At 69.4% G+C, this 21,756-nt stretch carries 21 protein-coding genes and 1 tRNA gene; 8 read left to right on the forward strand and 14 right to left on the reverse strand.

Features of this window, described 5'->3' with window-relative positions; all coding sequences use genetic code 11:
• Positions 1-3: 3 nt before the first annotated feature.
• Complete coding sequence (locus ACIBAE_RS20010) at positions 4-954, forward strand: ABC transporter substrate-binding protein (RefSeq protein ID WP_399287062.1); 951 nt, start codon at positions 4-6, stop codon at positions 952-954.
• A 399-nt stretch (positions 955-1,353) separates the two neighbouring features.
• Here ACIBAE_RS20010 and ACIBAE_RS20015 read toward each other — a convergent pair whose 3' ends face one another.
• Entirely contained in the window at positions 1,354-2,748 is a 1,395-nt protein-coding gene (locus ACIBAE_RS20015; protein ID WP_399287064.1) for a cystathionine beta-synthase, read from the reverse strand.
• 148 nt (positions 2,749-2,896) lie between these two features.
• Here ACIBAE_RS20015 and ACIBAE_RS20020 point away from each other — a divergent pair, with 148 nt between their 5' ends.
• From ACIBAE_RS20020 to ACIBAE_RS20030, 3 genes are all read left to right on the forward strand, one after another.
• Positions 2,897-3,880 carry an SGNH/GDSL hydrolase family protein gene (locus tag ACIBAE_RS20020; protein WP_399287399.1) on the forward strand — a complete coding sequence of 328 codons (984 nt, stop codon included), beginning with the start codon at positions 2,897-2,899 and terminating at the stop codon, positions 3,878-3,880.
• Between the two features lie 301 nt (positions 3,881-4,181).
• Positions 4,182-5,402, forward strand: a complete 1,221-nt coding sequence (locus ACIBAE_RS20025; RefSeq protein ID WP_399287067.1) for an acetyl-CoA C-acetyltransferase — start codon at positions 4,182-4,184, stop codon at positions 5,400-5,402.
• Positions 5,403-5,666: 264 nt separating this feature from the next.
• Positions 5,667-6,662 carry a hypothetical protein gene (locus ACIBAE_RS20030; RefSeq protein ID WP_399287402.1) on the forward strand — a complete coding sequence of 332 codons (996 nt, stop codon included), beginning with the start codon at positions 5,667-5,669 and terminating at the stop codon, positions 6,660-6,662.
• Here ACIBAE_RS20030 and ACIBAE_RS20035 read toward each other — a convergent pair.
• Together ACIBAE_RS20035 and ACIBAE_RS20040 are read right to left on the reverse strand one after the other, a co-directional pair.
• The gene (locus tag ACIBAE_RS20035) at positions 6,646-6,966 is read right to left on the reverse strand and encodes a hypothetical protein (RefSeq protein ID WP_399287070.1); all 321 of its coding nucleotides are present in this window, start codon (positions 6,964-6,966) and stop codon (positions 6,646-6,648) included. The genes ACIBAE_RS20030 and ACIBAE_RS20035 overlap by 17 nt on opposite strands.
• Positions 6,967-7,196: 230 nt before the next feature.
• The gene (locus tag ACIBAE_RS20040) at positions 7,197-8,081 is read right to left on the reverse strand and encodes a Bax inhibitor-1/YccA family protein (protein ID WP_399287073.1); all 885 of its coding nucleotides are present in this window, start codon (positions 8,079-8,081) and stop codon (positions 7,197-7,199) included.
• A gap of 179 nt (positions 8,082-8,260) precedes the next feature.
• Here ACIBAE_RS20040 and ACIBAE_RS20045 point away from each other — a divergent pair, with 179 nt between their 5' ends.
• A complete protein-coding gene (locus ACIBAE_RS20045; protein WP_399287076.1) occupies positions 8,261-8,617 on the forward strand; it encodes a hypothetical protein in 357 nt (118 codons plus the stop codon).
• A 6-nt stretch (positions 8,618-8,623) separates the two neighbouring features.
• Here the strand turns inward: ACIBAE_RS20045 and ACIBAE_RS20050 are convergent.
• A tRNA-Leu gene (locus tag ACIBAE_RS20050) sits at positions 8,624-8,709 on the reverse strand.
• A gap of 499 nt (positions 8,710-9,208) precedes the next feature.
• Here ACIBAE_RS20050 and ACIBAE_RS20055 point away from each other — a divergent pair.
• Positions 9,209-9,979 carry an ABC transporter ATP-binding protein gene (locus ACIBAE_RS20055; protein WP_399287079.1) on the forward strand — a complete coding sequence of 257 codons (771 nt, stop codon included), beginning with the start codon at positions 9,209-9,211 and terminating at the stop codon, positions 9,977-9,979.
• Positions 9,980-10,033: 54 nt separating this feature from the next.
• Complete coding sequence (locus tag ACIBAE_RS20060; protein WP_399287082.1) at positions 10,034-12,577, forward strand: ABC transporter permease; 2,544 nt, start codon at positions 10,034-10,036, stop codon at positions 12,575-12,577.
• Positions 12,578-12,766: 189 nt separating this feature from the next.
• On the opposite strand, the gene ACIBAE_RS20065 is transcribed toward ACIBAE_RS20060, so the two are convergent.
• The 8 genes from ACIBAE_RS20065 to ACIBAE_RS20100 all read right to left on the reverse strand — a co-directional run bounded on the left by ACIBAE_RS20065 (position 12,767) and on the right by ACIBAE_RS20100 (position 19,722).
• A complete protein-coding gene (locus ACIBAE_RS20065) occupies positions 12,767-14,080 on the reverse strand; it encodes a class I SAM-dependent methyltransferase (RefSeq protein WP_399287084.1) in 1,314 nt (437 codons plus the stop codon).
• 360 nt (positions 14,081-14,440) lie between these two features.
• Entirely contained in the window at positions 14,441-15,829 is a 1,389-nt protein-coding gene (locus tag ACIBAE_RS20070; protein WP_399287086.1) for an NAD(P)/FAD-dependent oxidoreductase, read from the reverse strand.
• A gap of 740 nt (positions 15,830-16,569) precedes the next feature.
• Positions 16,570-16,689 carry a DUF6879 family protein gene (locus ACIBAE_RS20075; RefSeq protein ID WP_399287089.1) on the reverse strand — a complete coding sequence of 40 codons (120 nt, stop codon included), beginning with the start codon at positions 16,687-16,689 and terminating at the stop codon, positions 16,570-16,572.
• A gap of 33 nt (positions 16,690-16,722) precedes the next feature.
• The gene (locus ACIBAE_RS20080) at positions 16,723-17,385 is read right to left on the reverse strand and encodes a class I SAM-dependent DNA methyltransferase (RefSeq protein WP_399287092.1); all 663 of its coding nucleotides are present in this window, start codon (positions 17,383-17,385) and stop codon (positions 16,723-16,725) included.
• Between the two features lie 77 nt (positions 17,386-17,462).
• On the reverse strand, positions 17,463-17,945 hold the full coding sequence (locus ACIBAE_RS20085; protein WP_399287095.1) for a hypothetical protein: 483 nt from the start codon (positions 17,943-17,945) through the stop codon (positions 17,463-17,465).
• 138 nt (positions 17,946-18,083) lie between these two features.
• On the reverse strand, positions 18,084-18,932 hold the full coding sequence (locus ACIBAE_RS20090; RefSeq protein ID WP_399287098.1) for a helix-turn-helix domain-containing protein: 849 nt from the start codon (positions 18,930-18,932) through the stop codon (positions 18,084-18,086).
• Positions 18,933-18,956: 24 nt separating this feature from the next.
• A complete protein-coding gene (locus ACIBAE_RS20095) occupies positions 18,957-19,490 on the reverse strand; it encodes a DUF6879 family protein (RefSeq protein WP_399287100.1) in 534 nt (177 codons plus the stop codon).
• Positions 19,411-19,722, reverse strand: a complete 312-nt coding sequence (locus tag ACIBAE_RS20100) for a hypothetical protein (RefSeq protein ID WP_399287103.1) — start codon at positions 19,720-19,722, stop codon at positions 19,411-19,413. The genes ACIBAE_RS20095 and ACIBAE_RS20100 overlap by 80 nt, the downstream gene beginning before the upstream one ends.
• A gap of 424 nt (positions 19,723-20,146) precedes the next feature.
• Between ACIBAE_RS20100 and ACIBAE_RS20105 the strand changes: the two genes are divergently transcribed.
• Positions 20,147-20,599 carry a hypothetical protein gene (locus ACIBAE_RS20105; protein WP_399287106.1) on the forward strand — a complete coding sequence of 151 codons (453 nt, stop codon included), beginning with the start codon at positions 20,147-20,149 and terminating at the stop codon, positions 20,597-20,599.
• Positions 20,600-20,670: 71 nt separating this feature from the next.
• Here ACIBAE_RS20105 and ACIBAE_RS20110 read toward each other — a convergent pair whose 3' ends face one another.
• The gene (locus tag ACIBAE_RS20110) at positions 20,671-20,877 is read right to left on the reverse strand and encodes a DUF397 domain-containing protein (protein WP_399287109.1); all 207 of its coding nucleotides are present in this window, start codon (positions 20,875-20,877) and stop codon (positions 20,671-20,673) included.
• Positions 20,878-20,890: 13 nt separating this feature from the next.
• Entirely contained in the window at positions 20,891-21,745 is an 855-nt protein-coding gene (locus ACIBAE_RS20115; RefSeq protein WP_399287112.1) for a helix-turn-helix domain-containing protein, read from the reverse strand.
• Between the last annotated feature and the right edge of the window lie 11 nt (positions 21,746-21,756).

The following is a 21,756-nucleotide window of genomic DNA, read 5'->3' on the forward strand; positions in this document are numbered from 1 at the left end:
CCCATGCATCGAAGGACCTTGCTCGGCGGTCTGCTCGCCGGGGCCGCCGTGCCCGCCCTCGCCGCGTGCGGTGGCGGCATCACCTCCCTGGAAGGGGAGGGCGGCGGCGCGGGCGGCGGCTCCAGCTCCGACGGCGTCACCATCGGTACCGCCAACTTCACCGAGAACCAGATCCTCGGCCACCTGTACGCGGTCGTGCTGGGCGCCGCCGGGGTGAAGACGACCGTCCGCCCCAACCTCGGCACCCGCGAGATCCTCATCCCCGCGCTCCAGGGCGGCGACATCGATCTGCTCCCCGAATACCAGGGCGCCCTGCTCCACTACGTCGACCCGAAAGCGACCGCCACCGAGGAGGGCGAGATGCAGAACGCCCTCGCCGTCGCGCTCCCCCGGGGCCTCCAGATCCTCCCGTACGGCAAGGCCGAGGACTCCGACGCCTTCGCCGTCACCCGCGAGACCGCCGAGAAGTACGGCCTCAAGACGCTCGCCGACCTCGCCGGGCACAACGGCAAGCTGGTCCTCGGCGCCCCGCCGGAGGTGAAGAACCGGGTCGTCGGCCTCGTCGGCCTCAAGGACGTGTACGGCGTGGAGTTCAAGGAGTTCGCGTCCCTGGACGCGTCGGGCCCCCTGGTCAAGGGCGCGCTGAAGAAGGGCGATGTGGACGTGGCCAACCTCTTCACCACGGACGTCGACATCGCCGCCGAGCACTGGGTGGTCCTCTCCGACCCGAAGAACCTCATCCCGGGCCAGCGCGTCGTCCCCCTGATCGCCGACCGCTCGGCGGACTCCACCGTCCGCAAGGCCCTGGCCCGCCTGGGCAATGCCCTGACGACGGAGGACCTGACCGAACTGAACCGCCAGGTCGACAAGGACAAGAAGGATCCGGAGGATGTGGCGGCGGCCTGGGCCGCCGCGCACGGGCTGCGGCGTGCCCCCGGCAAGGACGGGCGATAGGGCGCGATTGCGACCGGGTAACGGCGCAACCGCGCAACCGCGCAACGCCGCAACCGCGCAAAAGATAATCGCGGGGACCGCCGCACCCCCGTTTCCGGGGGGCGGGACGACGGCGGTCCCCGCGAGGGACACGGTCCGGGTCAGGGCCGGTCTACGTGTCCTGGGCGTCTGTGGAGGTCCGGGAGCCGCTCCGTAGTCCATGACGCCGACAACCACCAATGTGCCGGACGCGTGTTAAGCCGGTGCTGCGGGCACGTGTCACGCTCGTACCACTTTCGCGAATGCGCGCCTTCGCACCGGCAACCGCCCGTCACCTCGGCCGGCCGCTCACGGGCACCTCGGCCGGCCGCTCACGGGCACCTCGTCGGCGGCCTCGCCCGGGGGCCTGTCACTCCGTGACTACTTCACGCCCTTGGACAGGAACGCCAGCACGTCCTGCCTGCTCACGACCCCGGTGGGCTTGCCCTCCACCAGCACGATCGCCGCGTCGGAGCCGTCGGAGCCGCTCAGCGCGGCCATCAGGTCGGCCACCGGCTCACCCGAGCCGACCTGCGGCAGCGGCGTGGACATGTGCTTGTCCAGCGCGTCGCCGAGCGAGGCGCGCTGGGTGAAGAGCGCGTCGAGCAGCTCCCGCTCCACGACCGAGCCGATGATCTCCGCCGCCATCACGTCGGGGTGTCCCGCGCCCGGCTTCACGATCGGCATCTGGGAGACGCCGTACTCGCGCAGGACCTCGATGGCCTCGCCGACGGTCTCCTCCGGGTGCATGTGGACGAGCGTCGGGATGGGGCCTTCCTTGTGGCGGAGCACGTCGCCGACGCGCGGCTCCTCGCCGCCGTGGTCCAGGAAGCCGTAGTCGTTCATCCACTCGTCGTTGAAGATCTTGCTGAGGTAGCCGCGGCCGCTGTCCGGCAGCAGGACGACCACGACGTCGTCCGGGCCGAGCCCTTCCGCGACCTTCAGCGCGGCCACGACCGCCATCCCGCAGGAGCCGCCGACGAGCAGGCCCTCCTCCTTGGCGAGGCGGCGGGTCATCTGGAAGGAGTCCTTGTCGGACACGGCGACGATCTCGTCCGTCACCGTACGGTCGTACGCCGACGGCCAGAAGTCCTCGCCGACGCCCTCGACCAGGTACGGCCGCCCGGAGCCGCCGGAGTAGACCGACCCCTCGGGGTCCGCGCCCACGACCCGCACGCGGCCCTCGCTGGCCTCCTTGAGGAAGCGGCCGGTGCCGGAGATGGTGCCGCCCGTACCGACGCCCGCGACGAAATGGGTGATCTTCCCGTCCGTCTGCTCCCAGAGCTCGGGGCCGGTCGTCTCGTAGTGCGAGCGCGGGTTGTTCGGGTTGCTGTACTGGTCGGGCTTCCAGGCGCCCGGCGTCTCACGCACCAGCCGGTCGGAGACGTTGTAGTACGAGTCGGGGTGCTCGGGGTCGACCGCCGTGGGGCAGACGACGACCTCGGCGCCGTACGCCCGCATGACATTGATCTTGTCCATGGACACCTTGTCGGGGCACACGAAAACGCACTTGTACCCCTTCTGCTGGGCCACGATGGCCAGGCCGACGCCGGTGTTGCCGCTCGTCGGCTCGACGATCGTGCCGCCGGGCCGGAGCTCACCGCTCTCCTCGGCCGCCTCGATCATGCGCAGGGCGATGCGGTCCTTCACCGAACCGCCGGGGTTGAAGTACTCGACCTTGGCCAGGACTGTCGCCTGAATGCCTTCGGTCACGCTGCTCAGCTTCAGCAGCGGGGTGTTGCCAACGAGGCTGATCATCGAGTCGTGGAATTGCACCGTATGTCTCCGGGGTCTCCGTGATGGTCCGGCCAGCGTATGCGTACGCGCGTGAGATTGGGCGACAGTCCTTCCGGGGCAGTTAGCTGGTGTACGTACTCGTGCGTACGGCCAGGAGGAGGAGGCGCGGACTGTGTCGAGGGCGAGGGTGGCACGGCGGATCGCGGCCGGCGCGGCGTACGGCGGCGGCAGCATCGGTCTGATCGGGGCGGCCGGCATCGGGGTGCTGCTGGCCGAGGCCCAGCTGGCGAAGCGGTCGGTGGGCGGTGGGGTCGCACCCGTACCGCCCAGTGGGGACGGGTGGTACGGACTGGCCTTCGGACACACCGAACCCCTGCGGATGGGGATGCTCGGCGATTCCACGGCCGCCGGGCAGGGTGTGCGGCGGGCGGGGCAGACACCGGGAGCGCTGCTCGCCTCGGGGCTCGCGGCGGTCGCCGAGCGGCCGGTGGATCTGCGGAATGTGGCGCTGCCGGGGGCCGGCTCGGACGATCTGGACCGCCAGGTGACGCTGACGCTCTCGGATCCGGGCCGGATCCCGGACGTCGCCGTGATCATGATCGGTGCGAACGACGTGACCCACCGCATGCCGGCGACGCGCTCGGTGCGGTATCTGTCGGCGGCGGTACGGCGGCTGCGCACGGCCGGGGCGGAGGTGGTCGTCGGAACGTGCCCGGATCTCGGCACGATCGAACCGGTCCACCAGCCGCTGCGCTACCTGGCCCGCCGGGTGAGCAGGCAGCTGGCGGCGGCGCAGACGATCGTGGCGGTCGAGCAGGGCGGCCGCACGGTCTCGCTGGGCGACCTGCTGGGCCCGGAATTCGCGGCGAACCCCCGGGAGCTGTTCGGCCCGGACAACTACCACCCCTCGGCGGAGGGGTACGCGACCGCCGCGATGGCGGTCCTGCCGACGCTCTGCGCGGTGCTCGGCCTCTGGCCGGAGACGGACCAGCTCGACGCCTCGCGCGACGAGGACATGCTCCCGGTGGCGAAGGCGGCCTCGGCGGCCGCGTCCCAGGCGGGTACGGAGGTCACGGCGGCCCGCGCGCCCTGGGCGCTGCTCAAGCACCGCCGGCGCCGTCACCTGCCGACCACGTCGGAGGCGACACCGACGGAGGCGCGGCACATGTGACGCGCCACATGCGACGCGGCGCGGTTTCGGCGCGGGCGGTCGCGCGCGGGCGGTTGCAGGAGGGCGGTTGCGCGCGGGCGGTTGCAGGAGGGCGGTTGCAGGAGGGGTGGGCGGCCGTACGGACGCCCCCTCCTGAGCAAGCGCTTAGAAAAGAGGCCCGCATCACACGTCCGGCCCGGTGACCCAGCCACTACGTACGGGTAACTTCCCACAGGGCCCTGCCTTCCACCCGTCCGAGGGCCCTCCCGCGAGTCCGGTCCAACAGCCCGCCCGTTCGTCTTCCCGTCCCTATGGAGCTGCGATGCCCGAAGCCGTGATCGTCTCTGCCGCCCGTTCCCCCATCGGCCGGGCCTTCAAGGGCTCCCTCAAGGAGCTGCGGCCCGACGACCTGACCGCCACGATCATCCAGGCCGCGCTGGCGAAGGTCCCCGGGCTCGACCCCCGCGACATCGACGACCTGATGCTCGGCTGCGGCCTGCCCGGCGGGGAGCAGGGGCACAACCTCGGCCGTATCGTCGCCGTGCAGATGGGGATGGACCACCTCCCCGGCTGCACCATCACCCGCTACTGCTCGTCCTCCCTCCAGACGTCCCGGATGGCACTGCACGCCATCAAGGCCGGCGAGGGAGACGTCTTCATCTCGGCCGGTGTCGAGATGGTGTCGCGGTCGGTGAACGGCTCCTCGGACGGCCTGCCCGGCACCCACAACCCGCTCTTCGGGGACGCCGAGGCCCGCACCGCCGCCGTCGCGGCGAGCGAGGGCGCGCGGTGGCACGACCCGCGCGAGGACGGCCTGGTCCCGGACGCGTACATCGCCATGGGGCAGACCGCCGAGAACCTGGCCCGCCTCAAGGGCGTCACGCGCCAGGACATGGACGAGTTCGGCGTACGGTCCCAGAATCTGGCCGAGGAAGCCATCAAGAACGGCTTCTGGGAGCGCGAGATCACCCCGGTCACGACCCCGGACGGCACGGTGGTCGCCAAGGACGACGGGCCGCGCGCCGGCGTCACGATGGAGGGCGTCGAGGGCCTCAAGCCGGTCTTCCGCCGCGACGGCCTGATCACGGCGGGCAACTGCTGTCCGCTCAACGACGGCGCCGCCGCGCTCGTGATCATGTCCGACACGAAGGCGCGCGAGCTGGGCCTGACCCCGCTGGCCCGGATCGTCTCCACCGGCGTCACCGGCCTGTCGCCGGAGATCATGGGGTACGGCCCGGTCGAGGCGTCCCGGCAGGCGCTCTCCCGCGCCGGGCTGACCATCGGCGACATCGACCTCGTCGAGATCAACGAGGCGTTCGCCGCGCAGGTCATCCCGTCCTACCGGGACCTGGGCGTCCCGCTGGACAAGCTGAACGTCAACGGCGGCGCCATCGCCGTCGGCCACCCCTTCGGCATGACCGGCGCCCGGATCACCGGCACGCTGATCAACAGTCTGCAGTTCCACGACAAGCAGTTCGGCCTGGAGACCATGTGCGTCGGCGGGGGGCAGGGGATGGCCATGGTTATCGAACGCTTGAGCTGATTTGTGGCGGAGAGTAATCAGGTGATCTGAGAAGAGCGCACTCGACCCCGTCGATCCCCAGTCGTGACTGAATCTCCCCCAGGATGTGATCTATGCCCGGGGGAGATTCGTTTGCCCAGCTCAGGGCCACATTCGGAAGAAACGGCGGGCCGAAAGACCCGTCCATTTCGTGACGTAATGCACTGACGACCGGCGCGCACCCACGACAAGCTGAGGTAGGAAGTCGGGGGTATCGATTGAAATCGGGAGTAGTCAGTGAGCGCCATGTCTCTTGCCCTGCTGCTGACCACGGCTACCGCCACGGCCGTGGGCGTCGCTGCTCTGCACGCCGCTCACGGGCTGCGCCGGCAGGTCACCGCGCTGCGCGGCGAACTGGCCGCCGCGAACCCGGACGGCCTCACCGCCTCCGTACCGCAGGCCAGAACGGCCACGCCGACCGAGGAGATCCGTACCGCCGTCGCCGAGGCGCTCGCCGAGGAGCGTGAACGCGAACTGGCCGAGGCGCGCGCCTTCTGGGCCGCCCAGGAGGCACGCGACGCCGCCGACACCCCGTCGCTGCTGGGAGGTCTCGCCGGTTTCGGTATCGAGGACGGCCCCTTCTACATCCCCCGCCAGGCGGACTTCGTCGGCCTGGAATCCCTGGGATCGCTGGAGTCGCTCGATCTCGACGCCACCGAGGGACTCGCCGGCCTCGACGACCTCGGTGACTACCCGGACCTCTCCGAGGTGAGCGAGGTCGGTGAGATCGGCGGTGCGGGCGGCGCCGACGGAGCCGGTGAGGCCACCGAGTTCGCCGACGACTCGCCCGAGCTGGCCGCGGCACGCCGCCGGCACCCCTCGCACCCCGACTTCGTGCCGGTGCAGACGCCGGTGGTCACCGACCACGACCGCACCGTGGCGCGGCTCGAAGAACTGGCGGAGACCCGTACGGCACTCGCCGACGTCCGCCCGGGCCCGCTGGGCACGCTCGACGTGTACGTCTTCGCCGACGGGACGACACTCTGCATGACGCCGGGCCAGCGCGAGACCGCCGAGCGGCTCGCCGCAGCGCTGCGCGAGGGCCACGCCCCGTATCTGCTGGGCGGCTCGGGCGTCTCCGGCGCGTACGCCCTGACCTTCACCTGCGGCGGCGACAGCGGTCCCACGGCGGCGGGCGCCCGTGCCGGCGACGGCTCCGGCTCCGGCTCCGGCTCCGCCGACGGCTCCGATGCCGTGGAGCACATCTACATCCTCGCGGACCGCGTCATAGCGTCGCTCTGACGACCGCCCGCTCGACCGACCTCACGGCCTCGTCCAGCTCTGCCGCGGACGGGGCCGTTCGCAGTGCCTCGGCCAGATCTCCGGCGGCGACGGTCAATTGGTCCGCCACCACGAAGACCCCGGCGTCGGGCATGAGCAACGGCTCCTCGCCGGGGGCTTCGAGCCGCTGGGCCCGTACGGACAGCTCCCTGGCCAGAGCCAGCGCCTGCGCCGCGGCGCCCCGTTGCAGCCGGCTCTGCGGCGCCGCCCGCAGCCGGTCGGCGAATCGGTCCACGGCGGCCGTCAGCGGCGTTGTATCGAGCACGCCGCGACCTTACGTGCCCGCCCGGGAGTGCCGCCAACAGGCCGGTGCCAGGCGCGGTGGGATAAAGGTCCGGCGCACGCGGAAGGGGTCCACGGGCATCAGCCCGCGGACCCCTTCGTGCGCGCTCGCGCGCGTCATGCCTGTCGGTCGGCCCGGTCAGTCGTCGCCTGGGACGGCCGACCGGTCAGTCACCTGGTCAGGCATCTGATCAGCCGCCTGATCAGCCCTGATTAATCGTCGCCCTGGAGGATCGCGAGCAGCCGCAGCATCTCCTTGTAGATCCACACCAGCGTGACGGTGAGACCGAAGGCCGCGAACCACGCCTCCCGGCGCGGAGCGCCGTACCTGATGCCGTCCTCGACCTGCTTGAAGTCGAGCGCCAGGAAGCACGCGCCGAGGATGATCCCGACGACGCCGAAGATGACGCCGAGCGCTCCGCTGCGGAAGCCGAGGCCGTCACCGCCGCCGATCAGGCCGAAGAGGAGGTTGGCCGCCATCAGGATGACGAAGCCCAGGGCCGCCGCCGTCACGAAGCCGTAGAAGCGGCGGGTGACGCGGATCCAGCGCATCTTGTACGCGATGAGCACACCGGCGAAGACAGCCATCGTGCCCAGCACCGCCTGCGACACCACACCGGGCGCGACGTAGGTGCTCAGGACGTTGCTGAACACTCCGAGGAAGACGCCCTCGAAGGCGGCGTACGCGAAGATCAGCGCCGGAACCGGCGTGCGCTTGAACGCCTGGATCATCGAGAACACGAACGCGATCAGCGCGGCACCGATCGCGACGCCGTACGACGTGCTGATGTTCGCCTGATCCACCGGCAGCAGGAACCACGAGAGGACGGCGGTGAGCACGACCGTGCCCAGCGTCATGGCGGTACGGGCCACGACGTCGTCGATCGTCATGACGTCGGCCCGCGCGGGCGCCTGCGGGCCCGCGCCGTACTGGCCGTCCTGCTGAGGGGCGTAGGGGTTGGTGGCCGCGTACGGATTGGTCGCGTACGGGTTGGTGCCCACGGCGGGGCCCCCGGCCTGCGGCGCCGCGTCGAAGCCCGCGTGGCCGTTGTCGCGGCTGAAGCCCCGTCGCGAGAAGACCGGGTTGCTGCTCCTCATTTCACTCCTCCATGGCCACCTTGCGCGGCCTTGCCATAACAGTAATGGGCAAGCAAAGCGAACACCCTAGTGCTCGGGGAGGATCTTTCCAGGATCGTGACGTAACTCCCCGTGCCGCAGGTCACACCTTGGCGAATCGGGGGTACCCGTAAGGACACCCCCGACAGAAGGAAGCGATCATGCGCCTGGGCATCTCCGGACACCGTGGACTGCCGGAGGCCAGTGAGAAGCTGGTCCGGGCCGCGCTCGGGGCGGTCGTCGAGCGGTACGACGCCGGCAGTCTGGTGGGCGTCCGCTGCCTCGCCGAGGGTCCGGACACCTGGTTCGCCGAGGCCGTCCTGGATCACGGCGGCCGCGTCGAGGCGGTGCACGAGGGCGGCGGCGAAGCCCTCGTGGGCGCCGTGGACCGACTGCTCGCCGTCTGGGACGGCCGGCCCGCCCCCGAGTACGGGGAGACGGCGAACGTCGTGGCGTACGCGGAACGGACCGGCGTTCCCATCCTGGTGATCTGGCCGGACGGCGCCACCCGCGACTGACGAGTGTGGTGCCCGGAGCCGGACTTGAACCGGCACGCCCCCGAGGGGCAGCGAGGTTTAAGCTCGCCGTGTCTGCATTCCACCATCCGGGCGGTGCGCGCGCCTCCGCGTTGGCACACGAGCCTATCGGGACGCGCCACCCGAACAGCCGAGCGGCTACCCGATGTTGTCTTATTTTATTGACGTCTGAGGGTGCGTCAGTGCAGGTCGCACGCCATCGGCACATGCCCGGTGGGTGTGACTCTTCCTTCCTGACGCGCCAAGGAATGACGAAAAGTCGCCGCCCGGTCACTCATTCGGCACCGTCGGCGCGTGCTGGACGCGCCTCAGCACCCTCCCGGCACCCGTAATCGGCCCCTTCCGGTGCCCGCGTCAGCCCCGCTCCGGCCCGTGCACCGGCCCTTGGGCCCCGCGCTCCTCCCGGCCCGCGCCTCAGGGGTGCCGTCATCCCCGAGGAGGAGGGCGCGCACCGGCGGTCCGTCCCGAGGGGGCCCCAGGAACGGTCTCGCGGTCTGACGATTGCCGGCCCGGCCGGGAAGACGATGGAGAGGTACCGCAGCACCGCGATCCGTCCGACAGGAGTGTTCTCCCGTGACCACCACCCCCCTCGCCCACCGTGCCACCGCTGTGGCCGCCCGCGCCTCCGAGCTGTCGAAGGTCTACGGAGTGGGTGAGACCCAGGTGGTCGCCCTCGACAACGTCTCGGTGGACTTCCGCCAGGGCGAGTTCACCGCGATCATGGGGCCGTCCGGCTCCGGCAAGTCCACGCTGATGCACTGCGTGGCCGGGCTGGACAGTTTCAGCGGCGGGTCCGTACGGATAGGCGAGACCGAACTCGGCTCACTCAAGGACAAGCAGCTGACGCGGTTGCGCCGGGACAAGATCGGCTTCATCTTCCAGGCGTTCAACCTGCTGCCGACGCTGACGGCCCTGGAGAACATCACGCTCCCCATGGACATCGCCGGCCGCGAGCCCGATCAGCGGTGGCTGGAGCAGGTCATCGCCATGATCGGCCTGTCGGACCGGCTCGGCCACCGGCCGACGCAGCTCTCCGGCGGTCAGCAGCAGCGCGTCGCCGTCGCCCGTGCCCTGGCCTCGCGGCCCGAGATCATCTTCGGTGACGAGCCGACCGGGAATCTGGACTCGCGCTCGGGCGCCGAGGTGCTGGGCTTCCTGCGCAACTCCGTGCGGGAGCTGGGGCAGACCGTCGTCATGGTGACGCACGACCCGGTCGCCGCCGCCTACGCGGACCGCGTGATCTTCCTCGCCGACGGGCGGATCGTCGACGAGATGCCCGACCCCACCGCGGACGGTGTCCTCGACCGGATGAAGGCCTTCGACGCCAGGGGCCGTACGAGCTGACGCTCCGCCCCACCAGCTGTTCACCACACCCGGTCTATCCCCAGGAATTCCCCCATGTTCCGTACCGCCCTGCGCACGGTGCTCGCGCACAAGGCCAGGCTGCTGATGACCGTCCTCGCCGTACTGCTCGGCGTGGCGTTCGTCTCCGGCACCCTGGTCTTCACCGACACCCTCGGCAACGCCTTCCGTCACCAGTCGGCGAAGAGCTACAAGGACGTCGCCGTCGCTGTGAGTTCGCGCGACAACCGCGACGACGGCGACGCCGCCGCGAACGAGAAGAGCCCCGGCGTCAGCCGGCAGACGCTTTCCGCGATCGGCGCGGCCGACGGCGTGGCCTCCGCCACCGGCCGCGTCGGCGGCTTCGCCGGGGTCGGCGACCAGGACGGCAAGCTCATCGGCAACGGCTGGTCCAACGCCGGCGGCAACTTCGCGCCGGGCAAGGACGGCGAGGACCCCGCGTACACCTTCACCGACGGCGCCGGGCCGGCGCGGGACGGGGAGATCGCCCTCGACAAGGCGTCGGCGGCCAAGGGCGGTTACCGGGTCGGCGACCAGGTGCGCGTCGCCACGAACGGCCCGGTCGAGGACTACACCCTCACCGGTGTCTTCAGCACCGAGGACGGCCAGGTCAACGCGGGCGGCAGCCTGGTCCTCTTCGACACCGCCGTGGCCCAGAAGCTCTATCTGGAGCCCGGTTTCTTCCAGGACGTCACGGTCACCGCCGCCCCCGGCGCCTCCGACCGGGCGATCCTGGACGAGGTGAAGGGCCTGCTGCCGGCCAACGCGCGGGCGCAGACCGGCGCCCAGCTCGCGGAGGACCAGGCGGCCGGGATCGAGGAGGGCCTCTCGGCCCTCAACCAGATGCTGCTGGCCTTCGCCGCGATCGCCCTGTTCGTCGGCGTCTTCCTGATCTCCAACACCTTCACCATGCTGGTCGCCCAGCGCACCAGGGAACTGGCCCTGCTGCGCGCGGTCGGCGCCTCCCGCCGTCAGGTCAAGCGCTCGGTGCTGGTCGAGGCCGGTCTCGTGGGCGCCATCGCCTCGGCGATCGGCTTCGCGCTCGGCGTCGGTCTCGCGGCGGGACTGCGGTCCGCGCTGGGCACGTTCGGCGCGAAGGTGCCCGCGGGCCCACTGGTGATCTCACCGACCGCCGTCGCCGCCGCCTTCGGTGTCGGTGTGCTGATCACCCTGCTCGCCGCCTGGCTGCCCGCCCGCCGGGCCGCGAAGATCCCGCCGGTGGCGGCGATGAGCAGCGTGCACGCCGGGGCCACCACCAGGTCGCTGGTCGTACGGAACTCCCTCGGCGGCGGGCTGGCCCTGCTCGGCGCCGCCGCGATCCTGGCGGGAGCCGCGATCGGATCCGACGGCCGGCTGATCATCGGGGCGGGCGCGTTCCTGACGATGATCGGCGTCATCGTGCTGATCCCGCTGCTGTCGCGTCCGGCCGTCGCGCTGGCCCGGCCGCTGCTGCGGCGGGCCTTCGGGGTCGCCGGCACGCTGGCGGGCCAGAACGCGGTGCGCAATCCGCGCCGTACCGGAGCGACCGCCTCCGCGCTCGCCATCGGCCTCACCCTGGTCACCGGCCTCTCGGTGCTGGGCGTCACGGTCGGCCGGGCCGTGGACCGGGCGACGACGGACAACATCAGGGCCGACTACCGGGTGACGATGGCCGGTGGCGGCGCGCTCGACGCGTCGGCGGTGGACGCGCTGAGGAAGGCACCGGGCGTGAGCGCGCTCTCCCCCGACCAGGACGCTCCGCTGCGGGTGAAGGGCACGTTCCAGTACGCCTCGGCGGTCACGCCGGGAGACATCGAGAAGGTCCTCCGTCTGACGACGGTCTCCGGCTCGCTCGACACGCTCGGCGAGGGCGCGATCGCGGTCGACGCGAAGGCCGCCGAGTCCAACGGCTGGCGGGCCGGTGACACCGTTCCGGTGACGTACGCGGACGGGACGACCGTCCCGCTGAAGGTCGGAGCGGTCTTCGAGGAGAACAACTTCCTCGGGTCGGCCCTGATCTCCGAGGAACTGATCGCCGAGCACGCGTCCGCGTCGCGCATCCAGCAGATCTGGGTGAAGACGGACGGCGGCGCGAGCGCGGCCCGTGCACAGGCCCTCGTAAACGCGCTGGGCCACAACCCGGCGATCAGCATCGAGGATCAGCAGGACATCAGGAACAGCGCGGGCGGCATCATCAACACCCTGCTCAACATCATGTACGGCCTGCTCGCGATGGCCCTGCTCATCGCTGTCCTCGGAGTCGTCAACACCCTCGCGATGTCCGTCTTCGAGCGCCGGCAGGAGATCGGCATGCTGCGCGCGATCGGCCTGGACCGCACCAAGGTCAAGCGGATGATCCGGCTGGAGGCCGTGGTCATCTCGGTGTTCGGCGCGGTGATCGGAGTCGCGCTCGGGACCTTCCTGGCCTGGGCTGTCGGCGAGACGATCAAGGGATCCGTCCCCGGCTACGCGCTGGTCGTCCCGTGGGACCGGATCGGGCTCTTCCTCGTACTGGCCGGGCTGGTGGGGGTACTGGCGGCGCTGTGGCCGGCGCGCAGTGCCGCGAAGCTCAACATGCTGACGGCGATCAAGACGGAGTAGCGGGCGGCCGTACGGGAGGCCCGTACGACCGCCTGAGGGCCCCGCAGCCGGAAGTCGGCCGCGGGGCCCTCACGTGTCCGGTTGATACCGGCGATACGGGTGATGCGGGCAGTACAGGCGGTACAGGCGGTACAGGCGGTACGGGCAGTGCAGGTGGCACGGGCGGTACAGCTGGTACGGGCCGGCCGGTCAGCGCCAGTCGCGGGCCCGCGCCGGCATCCCGGACTCGCCGTTCTCCGGGGTCTTCACGGCCAGGATCTGGTTGACCCCGATCCGGTTGCGCTCGAAGGAGAGCGCGGACGCGGCCATGTAGAGCCGCCAGACGCGGGCGCGGCCGGGCGACGTAGCGCGTACCGCCTCGTCCCAGCGTTCCTCCAGGTTGGCCACCCAGCGGCGCAGGGTCAGGGCGTAGTGCTCGCGGATCGACTCGACGTCCCGGGCCTCGAAGCCCGCCTCCTCCAGGGTGGAGAGGGTCTGGCCGAGCGGGGCCAGCTCACCGTCCGGGAAGACGTAGGCGTCGATGAAGTCGTCTATCCGGTACTCGGCTTCGTTCTTCTCGGGGCGCCGGGCGATCTGGTGGTTGAGCAGCCGGCCGCCCGGCTTGAGGAGGGCGTAGAGGCTGTCGGCGTACGAGCGGTACTGGACCGAGCCCACGTGCTCGGCCATGCCGATCGACGAAATCGCGTCGTACGGGCCGTCCCTGACGTCCCGGTAGTCCTGGACGCGGATCTCGATCCGGTCGGTGAGCCCTTCCTCCGCGATGCGCTTGCGCGCGAAGGCGGCCTGCTCGCGCGAGAGCGTGATGCCGGTGACCCGGGCGCCGTACTCCCGGGCCGCGTGTATGGCCATCGAGCCCCAGCCGCAGCCCACGTCGAGGAGCCGGTCGCCCTCCTTGAGGGCGAGCTTGCGGGAGATCAGGTCGAGCTTGTCGCGCTGCGCGTCCTCAAGGTTGTCTCCCGGGCCGGGGGCGAAACCGGCACCGGTGTCCCAGTAAGCGCACGAATAGACCATGGAAGGGCCGAGAACCAGTGCGTAGAAGTCATTGCCGACGTCGTAGTGGTGGCTGATCGCCTCCTTGTCCCGGCGCTTGGTGTGCAGCGCGCCGATGCGCCGCCGGATTTCCTCGCCGGGCGGCGGGGGCGGCGGCCAGGCTCCGGCGATCTTCACGAGACCGCGCGCGGCCGCCCGCATGCGGGGGTCGCGTACCGGATGGACGGCGTCCTTGGCATCGGCGCCGCGCTCCCAGATGAGCCCGGCGAGCTGGGCGAGCAGGGCGTACAGGTCGCCGTCCACATCGATCTCCCCGGCGACCCAGGCGCGCGCGAGACCGAGTTCGCCGGGCTTCCAGAGGAGGCGTCGCAGGGCACGTCGGTTCCGGATGACCAGGGTGGGGGCGTCCGGGGGGCCGGACTCACTGCCGTCCCAGGCCCGGATACGGACCGGGAGCGGGGACCCCAGCAACTCTTCGGCAAGAGTGGTCAGCCGCAGCGCGGCGTCGGCCATGGCGTACACCTCCGTGGTGGTGGATACGAGACATGCTCAACACCACGTAAACACCGGACGGGTACGGATGCAGTCCCTGCGGAACGCAATGGGACGGCAAAACACCTGCACTCACCACGCAATTTTGTGCGATGTGCGCCTTTCTTCCGGGGAGCGACGGCCCGCTCCGGAAGCCCGCGCGTCGCCCCGGAGAGCCGGCGGGACCGTACAGCGGGCGCCGGATGCTGGGCCGTCGGAGCGATGGGCCCCGCCGGGGCGCGCGGACGGAGCGCGTCCGGGCATACGAAGGGGCCGCCCGCACCACGGATGGCGGGCGGCCCCTTCGGGTCGATCAGTACGGCGAGAAGCCGCTGTGCGGGGTCAGGAAGCCTTGGCGTTCACCGGCGCGGGCTGCTGCGCGGCGGCAGCGGCCGGGGCGGGCTTGGCGGCTTCGTAGAACTCCTCGCGCGGGGTCTCCATGGCGCCGAGGGAGACGACCTCGCGCTTGAGGAACATCGCGAGCGTCCAGTCGGCGAAGATCCGGATCTTGCGGTTCCAGGTCGGCATGGCCAGACCGTGGTAGCCACGGTGCATGTACCAGGCCAGCCGGCCCTTGAGCTTGATCTTCGTCTTGCCGACGACGATCATCGCGACGCCCTTGTGCAGGCCGAGACCGGCGACAGCGCCCTTGTTGGAGTGGCTGTAGGGCCGCTGCGGGAATCCGCGCATCCCGGAGATCACGTTGTCGCCGAGGACCTTCGCCTGGCGCAGCGCGTGCTGGGCGTTCGGCGGGCACCAGGCGTTCTCGATACCGGCCTTGCGGGCGGCGACGTCCGGGACCTGGGCGTTGTCGCCGGCGGCCCAGATGTAGTCGGTGCCCTGCACCTGGAGCTTCTCGCTGGTGTCCACGTGGCCGCGGGGGCCGAGCGGGAGACCGTAGCGGGCGAGCGCCGGGTTCGGCTTGACGCCGGCCGTCCACACGAGGGTGTTGGAGTCGACCTCAAGGCCGTTGTTGAGCACGATGTGCCCGCCGACGGCGGAGTCCATGCCGGTCTTGAGGTAGACCTCGATACCGCGGCTCTCCAGGTGCTCCTTGCCCCAGGTGCCCAGCTTCGGGCCGACCTCGGGAAGGATCTTGTCGGCGACGTCGACGAGCAGGAAGCGCATGTCCTCGCGCTTCACGTTCGTGTAGTACTTCGCGGCGTCGCGCGCCATGTCCTCGACCTCACCGACGGTCTCCGCACCCGCGAAGCCGCCGCCCACGAAGACGAAGGTCAGCGCCTTGCGGCGGACCTCTTCGTCGGTCGTCGAGTCAGCCTTGTCCAGCTGCTCCAGAACGTGGTTGCGCAGCCCGATGGACTCCTCGATGCCCTTCATACCGATGCCCTGCTCGGCGAGGCCGGGGATCGGGAAGGTACGGGAGACCGCGCCGAGCGCGACGACCAGGTAGTCGAAGGGCAGCTCGTAGGCCTCGCCGACGAGCGGCGCGACCGTGGCGACCTTGCGGTCCTGGTCGATGGTCGTGACCCGACCGGTGAGCACCTCGGCCTTGGGCAGCACGCGTCGCAGCGGGACAACGACATGCCGAGGCGAGATGCTGCCTGCAGCAGCTTCGGGGAGGAAGGGCTGGTACGTCATGTACGAGCGAGGGTCGACAACCGTGACGGTTGCCTCCCCGTAGCGCATCTTCTTCAGAATGCGACGAGCTGCGTACAGTCCTACGTACCCACCGCCTACAACGAGGATCCTGGGACGCTCCGTGGTGCTCATGCCATCGAGTATCCACCCCTCCCCAGGGGGGTGCTCGTGAGGGTCTTCACAAGGTACTGGCCCCCCTGTGTTAAACTGCGCGGCTCATGTGACCGAGGTCATGCTCCGCAGAGGGAACCAGACCGGGATGCGAGTCGTTCCTCACCCCTTCTGAACTGGCCCTCGTCCCTATTCCTCGGGGTAAACCACCGACGCGATTCATCCGCTCGCAACGCGCCCGGAACCACCCGTTATAAAGACGCCGAGCCTCCACCGAGCACCCGAACGGCCCCACGAGGCCCCCTCGGCACCCACGAAGGCCATTTTCCTTGTGAAGTAATTCACGAAGCTTTTCGCGACCCCACCCCGGGGCACCTCCCGGAGACCGTCCCGGATGCCCCACCAAGCACCCAGGACCTCAGGCATAACCGCACGTCAGCGGGGCGATGGAGCGAAGGAAGGGCACTCGCGGGGTGGGGTGGGACGGATGGGGGGCGCTTCCAGCCGGGGAATCGGCGGGTGATAAAGGACATTCGGGCATCAAGGCAGCACCCCGACCGCCGGGCAGAAGCACCGAAAGAGGGACAAAGAGAGGAGCCCGATCCCTCTTGAAGCCACCCCTCCGATGCCACCCCCGAAGGCGCCCTCCGCAGCTACCCCCGAGCCCTTCGCAGCCGCCCTCCGCGTCCCCCGAAGCCGCGCCCCGCACGGGAAGCCGGTCGGGCGCACCGCGCGGCCGCCTCCGTCAGATCCGGTGGCCCTCATGCGGGACCGGCGCGCTCCCACACGCCGTCGAGGGCCGAGACACGCAGCCGCACGACGGCCGGGTCCTCCGTGATCTCGTCCTCCACCACCGTACCGTCGCCCGAGAAGTGGTGCACGCGCACCTCCCTTGGCCATGCGCACCTCAAGGATCACGAGACGAGGGCACGGACGATCAGTGTGCCGATGTGGCCGGGCGTCGGCGCGTCCAGAACCTGGGCGTCGGCCTCGGCGAAACCTGCGCGGAGCAGCCGCGCTTCCCATGCGGAGGGTGTGTAGCTGTAGCGGTATGTGTACATGGCCTTGCCCGCGAAGCCACCTTTGTACATGCCCTGAGCGCCCGTCGTACCGGGGATGGCCGGGGGGTGGGAGAAGACCAGGACACCGCCCGGATTCAGTCGCCGGGCGATCAGCGGAAGCAGCTCCTCCGGTTCCGTGAACCAGACGGCCCCGAAGACGGAGTAGACGGCGTCATACGTCTCCGTATTGTCCCGTAGATACTCCAGCACCTCCGCACAGACGAACCGGCAGCCTCCAGGGCCCCATCGTTGTTCAGCGTTCTCGACCATGACAGGCGACAGATCAACGCCGGTCGTCTTGACGCCTTGCTGAGCGAGATAAGCCAACGCCCGTCCGGTGCCGCAGCCGATCTCCAGAGCTGTTCCGGGAGCCCCGAGGAGCTCCGGGCCCGGCCCGTGGCCGGCGTACTGCGTCCAATCGAGGGCGGGTTCGGAGTCGAACACCTTGTCCTTGGTACTCCGCGCATAGGCGTCCCAGACCTCGCGCTCGTGGTCGATGTTGTGGTGTGCGGGCAACGTGATTCCTCTGCGTGCGTGGGAGTGGGGGCCGATCGCCGCCCTCCTGCGAGGTGGAGATCGCCCCCCTTACTGCGTCAGTGACTGTCCGGCACCTTGTTGTCGCACGGGGAGCAGTCGGACGCGTCGTTCGACCACAGTTCCTCATCGACCCCGAACCCACATTCGCGCAGCAGTTCGGCGGTGCGCATCACGGTGCCGTCGCGGCGGCGTTCGATGAGGGGAGCATGGTGCTTGTACCGCCCCTGGTTGTACTCCTCGCAGAACGCGAAGTAGAGAGGCGTGTCGAGGATGAGCTGGTGAACTCCGATGTCGACGGTGTGGCCGACTCCCATGTCCACCCCGGGGTTCTCCATGGCCGTCACGAGATAGGCGATTCCCTGGCCGAGGATGCGCTCGGCCAGGCTACGGACGGCCACGCTGTCGCGGAGGAGCAGCTGGACCTCGCGCTCCCAGAGGTCGTCGACACCGACATCGGTGACGAGATGCGGAACGCGCTCATGTAAGGCGTTGAGGATGACTCGCGGGTCACGGGTCCTCAACTTGACTGCTGTGCTCATGCATACCTCCGTGCGGTCTCCATGGACGTGCACTGGCATGCCCACGCCGGTCGGCGCTTGCCTTTCTTCGAGGGCATGGCTTGAAGGTAGGAAGCCGCGTGCTGTGCGAGCAATGAGATTGCGCGGGATTGCAGAATTTCAGTCCAGGGTGTCCATCGCTTCCTTGATCAGGGCCCGCGCGGCACCACCGTAGACGGCCATCTCCGACAGCAGGCGGAACGCACGCTGGTACACGGTGATCTCGCCAGGCCGTGTGATGTTCATGTCGGCCGACAGAGTCTCGACCTGTACCTTCGCATTGTCGTAGATGACGAAACCTTCGAGTGTCCACATCTTTCGAACTGCGGCTCTCGGAATAATGCCGAAGGAGACATTGGGCAACGCCGTGATCGACAGCAGGTAGGCGAGTTGCCTGGACATGACCTCGGCGTCCCCGAACCGGAAGTACAGAACGTCTTCCTCGACGAGCAGGGCGAAGCGCCCACTCCCGTAGATGACCTCTGAGCGCGCGACACGCGCGACCGCGGCCTCCTTCGCGTCGTTGATGACGTTCTCGAACTCGGCGATGGAGTTGAGGAGGGCGGTGGCGTACCCAACCGTCTGGAGCAAGCCGGGAATAACGTTCGAGCAATACACTCGCATGTGCTGGGTGCGCTGATACAGGGGGATAACAGAGACCTGTGCCCCTCTCAGCCCGCCCCTGTGAATCCGTTTCCACTCGCGGTACATGGAGTCGACGTCACGGGAGGACGCGATGAGGTCGGCGATCTGCGTCTCGGCGTCGCAGGCGTGACACCAGGCACGGATGTCGTCCTCCGATGGACGCGTGCGGGCGTTCTCGATCCGCGATCTCTTGGAGGGGTGCCAGCCACACCGGGCTGCCAGCTCAAGTCCGTTGATCCCCGCATCCTTTCGGATGTCTCCCAGTTGGCGGGCTACAGCCTTGCGGGCTTCTTCGACGGCGTTGAGCGATTCGGGGTGAGACATGAGTCGTCAGTCCGGAGGTCGTTCTCAGATCGTGTAGTGGTCGTGCGCCGTCGCAAGGGCCCAGGCGGCGTCGAAGGCGCGTGTCGCGAGGTCCGCCACTCCCTGATCCGTACGGACCTCTCGCCCGTCAGGGGATACGTCTCCGTCACCGGTGAAGTGATTGAAGAGGACCGTCGCCCCGTCGAAGAGCCAGAAATCGTTGCCCGGCAGCGCCAGACCAGATGCCTGCCGTCGCGGCAGCCACCGCACGTTCTCCCCGGCCTTGATGTTGACCACGGTGCCGGCGTGTTCGTACTTGATGTAGTCGGAGACCGGTTCGGAGACGATGCGAAGGCGGCGGACCTCGACGCCACGACCGACCGCCTCCTGGACCAGCGACACCCATGGCCCCCAGTACACCGACGCCGGGTCGGTGTCCCGTTCGCCCGTTCGCTTCCAGTGCTGGAAGTCCTCGGCCTCGTCGCTCACCCCGTAGGCATCACGCATCTCCAGATGCACGGCCGACCGTGTCGCCGCCGTCATCAGCTCCTCGAAGCTGGGCTGCTCGCTCTGCTGCATCACATGCCTCCCTCAAGATCGGAATCATCCGGAACGGAATCCGGACCACAGTCTCATCCGAGGGGATGCCCTGGGCATGGCCAGGAACGTGGAACGCCGCGCACTCCCCTTCCAGTTCGGCGTCAGCCGTCCATCCCTGTAGGACCAACTCCTCGGCCTTCTCACGCAGCCACACGGTTGGCGAGTTGGAAGTGCCCGTCTCCGGATCGATCCCGACGAACCGTAATTGCATGGCGTCCTCCTCAGTCGAGCTGATTGCGAGGCATTGCACAGCATGTTGGAGTGGCGGTCCACTCCTCGTGCAAGAGAGCGGCGAGTATGAGCCATGGTCGTCATGAGAGGCCTTTGGAAGCCCGCTGGATACCGGCCTGCGACGACGGGCAGACCGTCTGGCTCGGGAGACCCGGGCTGGACGGCCCGAACTGGCGGCTGCCGTTGTGACCAACGCATCGGCCCCGGGATGGCGTGGCGCCGGCCTCGCGACCGGAGGCGCGGTTGACTGGGGCGGACCGCCGGGAGTCTCCCGCGCGGGTATCGGGTTCACGTGACCGAGCGCCCAGGTTGGCGGAGATCGCCGGGTACAGCGCTCAGACGGTTCGGATCAGGAGGGGCGCGGGCGGCGGAACCAATCTTTCCCCCGCGATGTCTGGGCGGGCATGGCAAGACTTCTGTTCCTGGCCCTGGCCCTCGCGCCGATCCTGGCGCCCTGCGCGTTCCTGATCGCCGCCGCGGCGCTCGCCCGACGGGCCTACCAGCGGTTACCGGGCAGCGGGTGGCGCCTGCCGAGCGTCACGACGTGCGCGCTGGTCGCGGTCATGGCCGGCTCGGCGGCGTTCAGCGCGTACATGTGGGGTGTGATGTCGGGGTTCTACCTCTTGGACCCGGACCAGATGTGTGCGGCGCGGGGCGCACAGGGGGATCACGTCGTGACGCGGGGGACGCTGCCGGTCAGTGCGCAGTGCGTCACGTCGGACGGTGTGGGAACCGAGCTGGTGCCCGGCTGGGTGAATCCCGTGATCTTCATGGGGCTCACACTGTTCGCGCTCGCCCTCATGACGGGAACCCTCGCAGGAGCGCGCCGACGCCTCTCCCCTTCTCCCCTGCGGTGAAGCGATCCATTGTGTTCAGTGGCCCTCGGGGGACGTGAGATGAGAACGCTCAGCCATGCCGAGCAGGGCGCTCAGTCAGGGTCAACGGTGAAGTGGTCGAACTCGCCTGCCTTGACGCCCAGGATGAAGGCACGCAGCTTCTCCGGAGTGGTGGTGACGATCGTGTCCACGTCGTCAGCCTCCTGGATCTTGATGGAGCCGTCATCGGCTGCGGCGATCTGGATGCAGTTGCCCGCGTTTCCGCAGTAGGAAGACTTCTGCCACTCGTAGCTGGACATACGACGGTGCCTCTCAGATGCTCTTCGCGATGTGATGGATAAGGTCACGCGACTTGATCGGGTCGAGAGCCGACTCCTCCAGCCGGTCCAGCACGGCCCGATATCTGGCGAGCGCCGGTGGGCTCTCTACGAAACCGGCGTCTGTTTCCATGTCGAGCTGCACGGTGTCAAGATGCTGGATCTGATGCTGGAAGTAGGCGATCCCGGCACCGGAGCCGGGGTAACTACCGGTACCGAACGGGATGATACGCAGGGTGATGTGCTCGCGTTCGCTCATCGCGAGCAGATGCGCCAGTTGCGCACGAGTGACATCGGGGCCGCCGAAGCCTATGCGAAGAGCGGCCTCGTGAACGACTGCGGTCAGTCGGGTAGGACGCTCCCGGTACAGCACGGCCTGACGCTTGATCCGAAAAGAAACTCGGTGTTCCACCGCAGGCGGGTCGAAAGGCGGTACCACATCTCTGACGAGGGCCCGGGCATGCTCAGCGGTCTGGAGAAGCCCTGGAATGTGCACCGCCATGGCGAGGCGCATAGAGCGGGCGTGGTGCTCCGTCTCGGCCAGGTCGAGAGCGCCTGAAGGAAGTGTTTCGCGGTACTCCTCCCACCAGCCGTGGGTTCGTCCCCCGGTCATGCCGGCGAGTGCGGTGATGAGTGGCTCGTCGACACAGTCGTACAGCCGCGCGAGGTTTCGGACGCGGTCCGCGCTCACGGGGTAGCCACCGGATTCGATGCTGCTGATCCGCGACTGGGTGGCGCCATGCCGCCGAGCCGCTTCCGTCGCCGTCAACTGAGCGTGTTCACGCAAGCGGCGGAGCTCGGCCCCCAGGCGTCGTTGCCGGATCGTCGGCGGGAGCTTGCTCGGGGGCACCGGTTCCGTCC

It is taken from the genome of Streptomyces sp. NPDC051569, from assembly GCF_044454085.1.
In the GTDB taxonomy this organism is placed as follows: domain Bacteria; phylum Actinomycetota; class Actinomycetes; order Streptomycetales; family Streptomycetaceae; genus Streptomyces.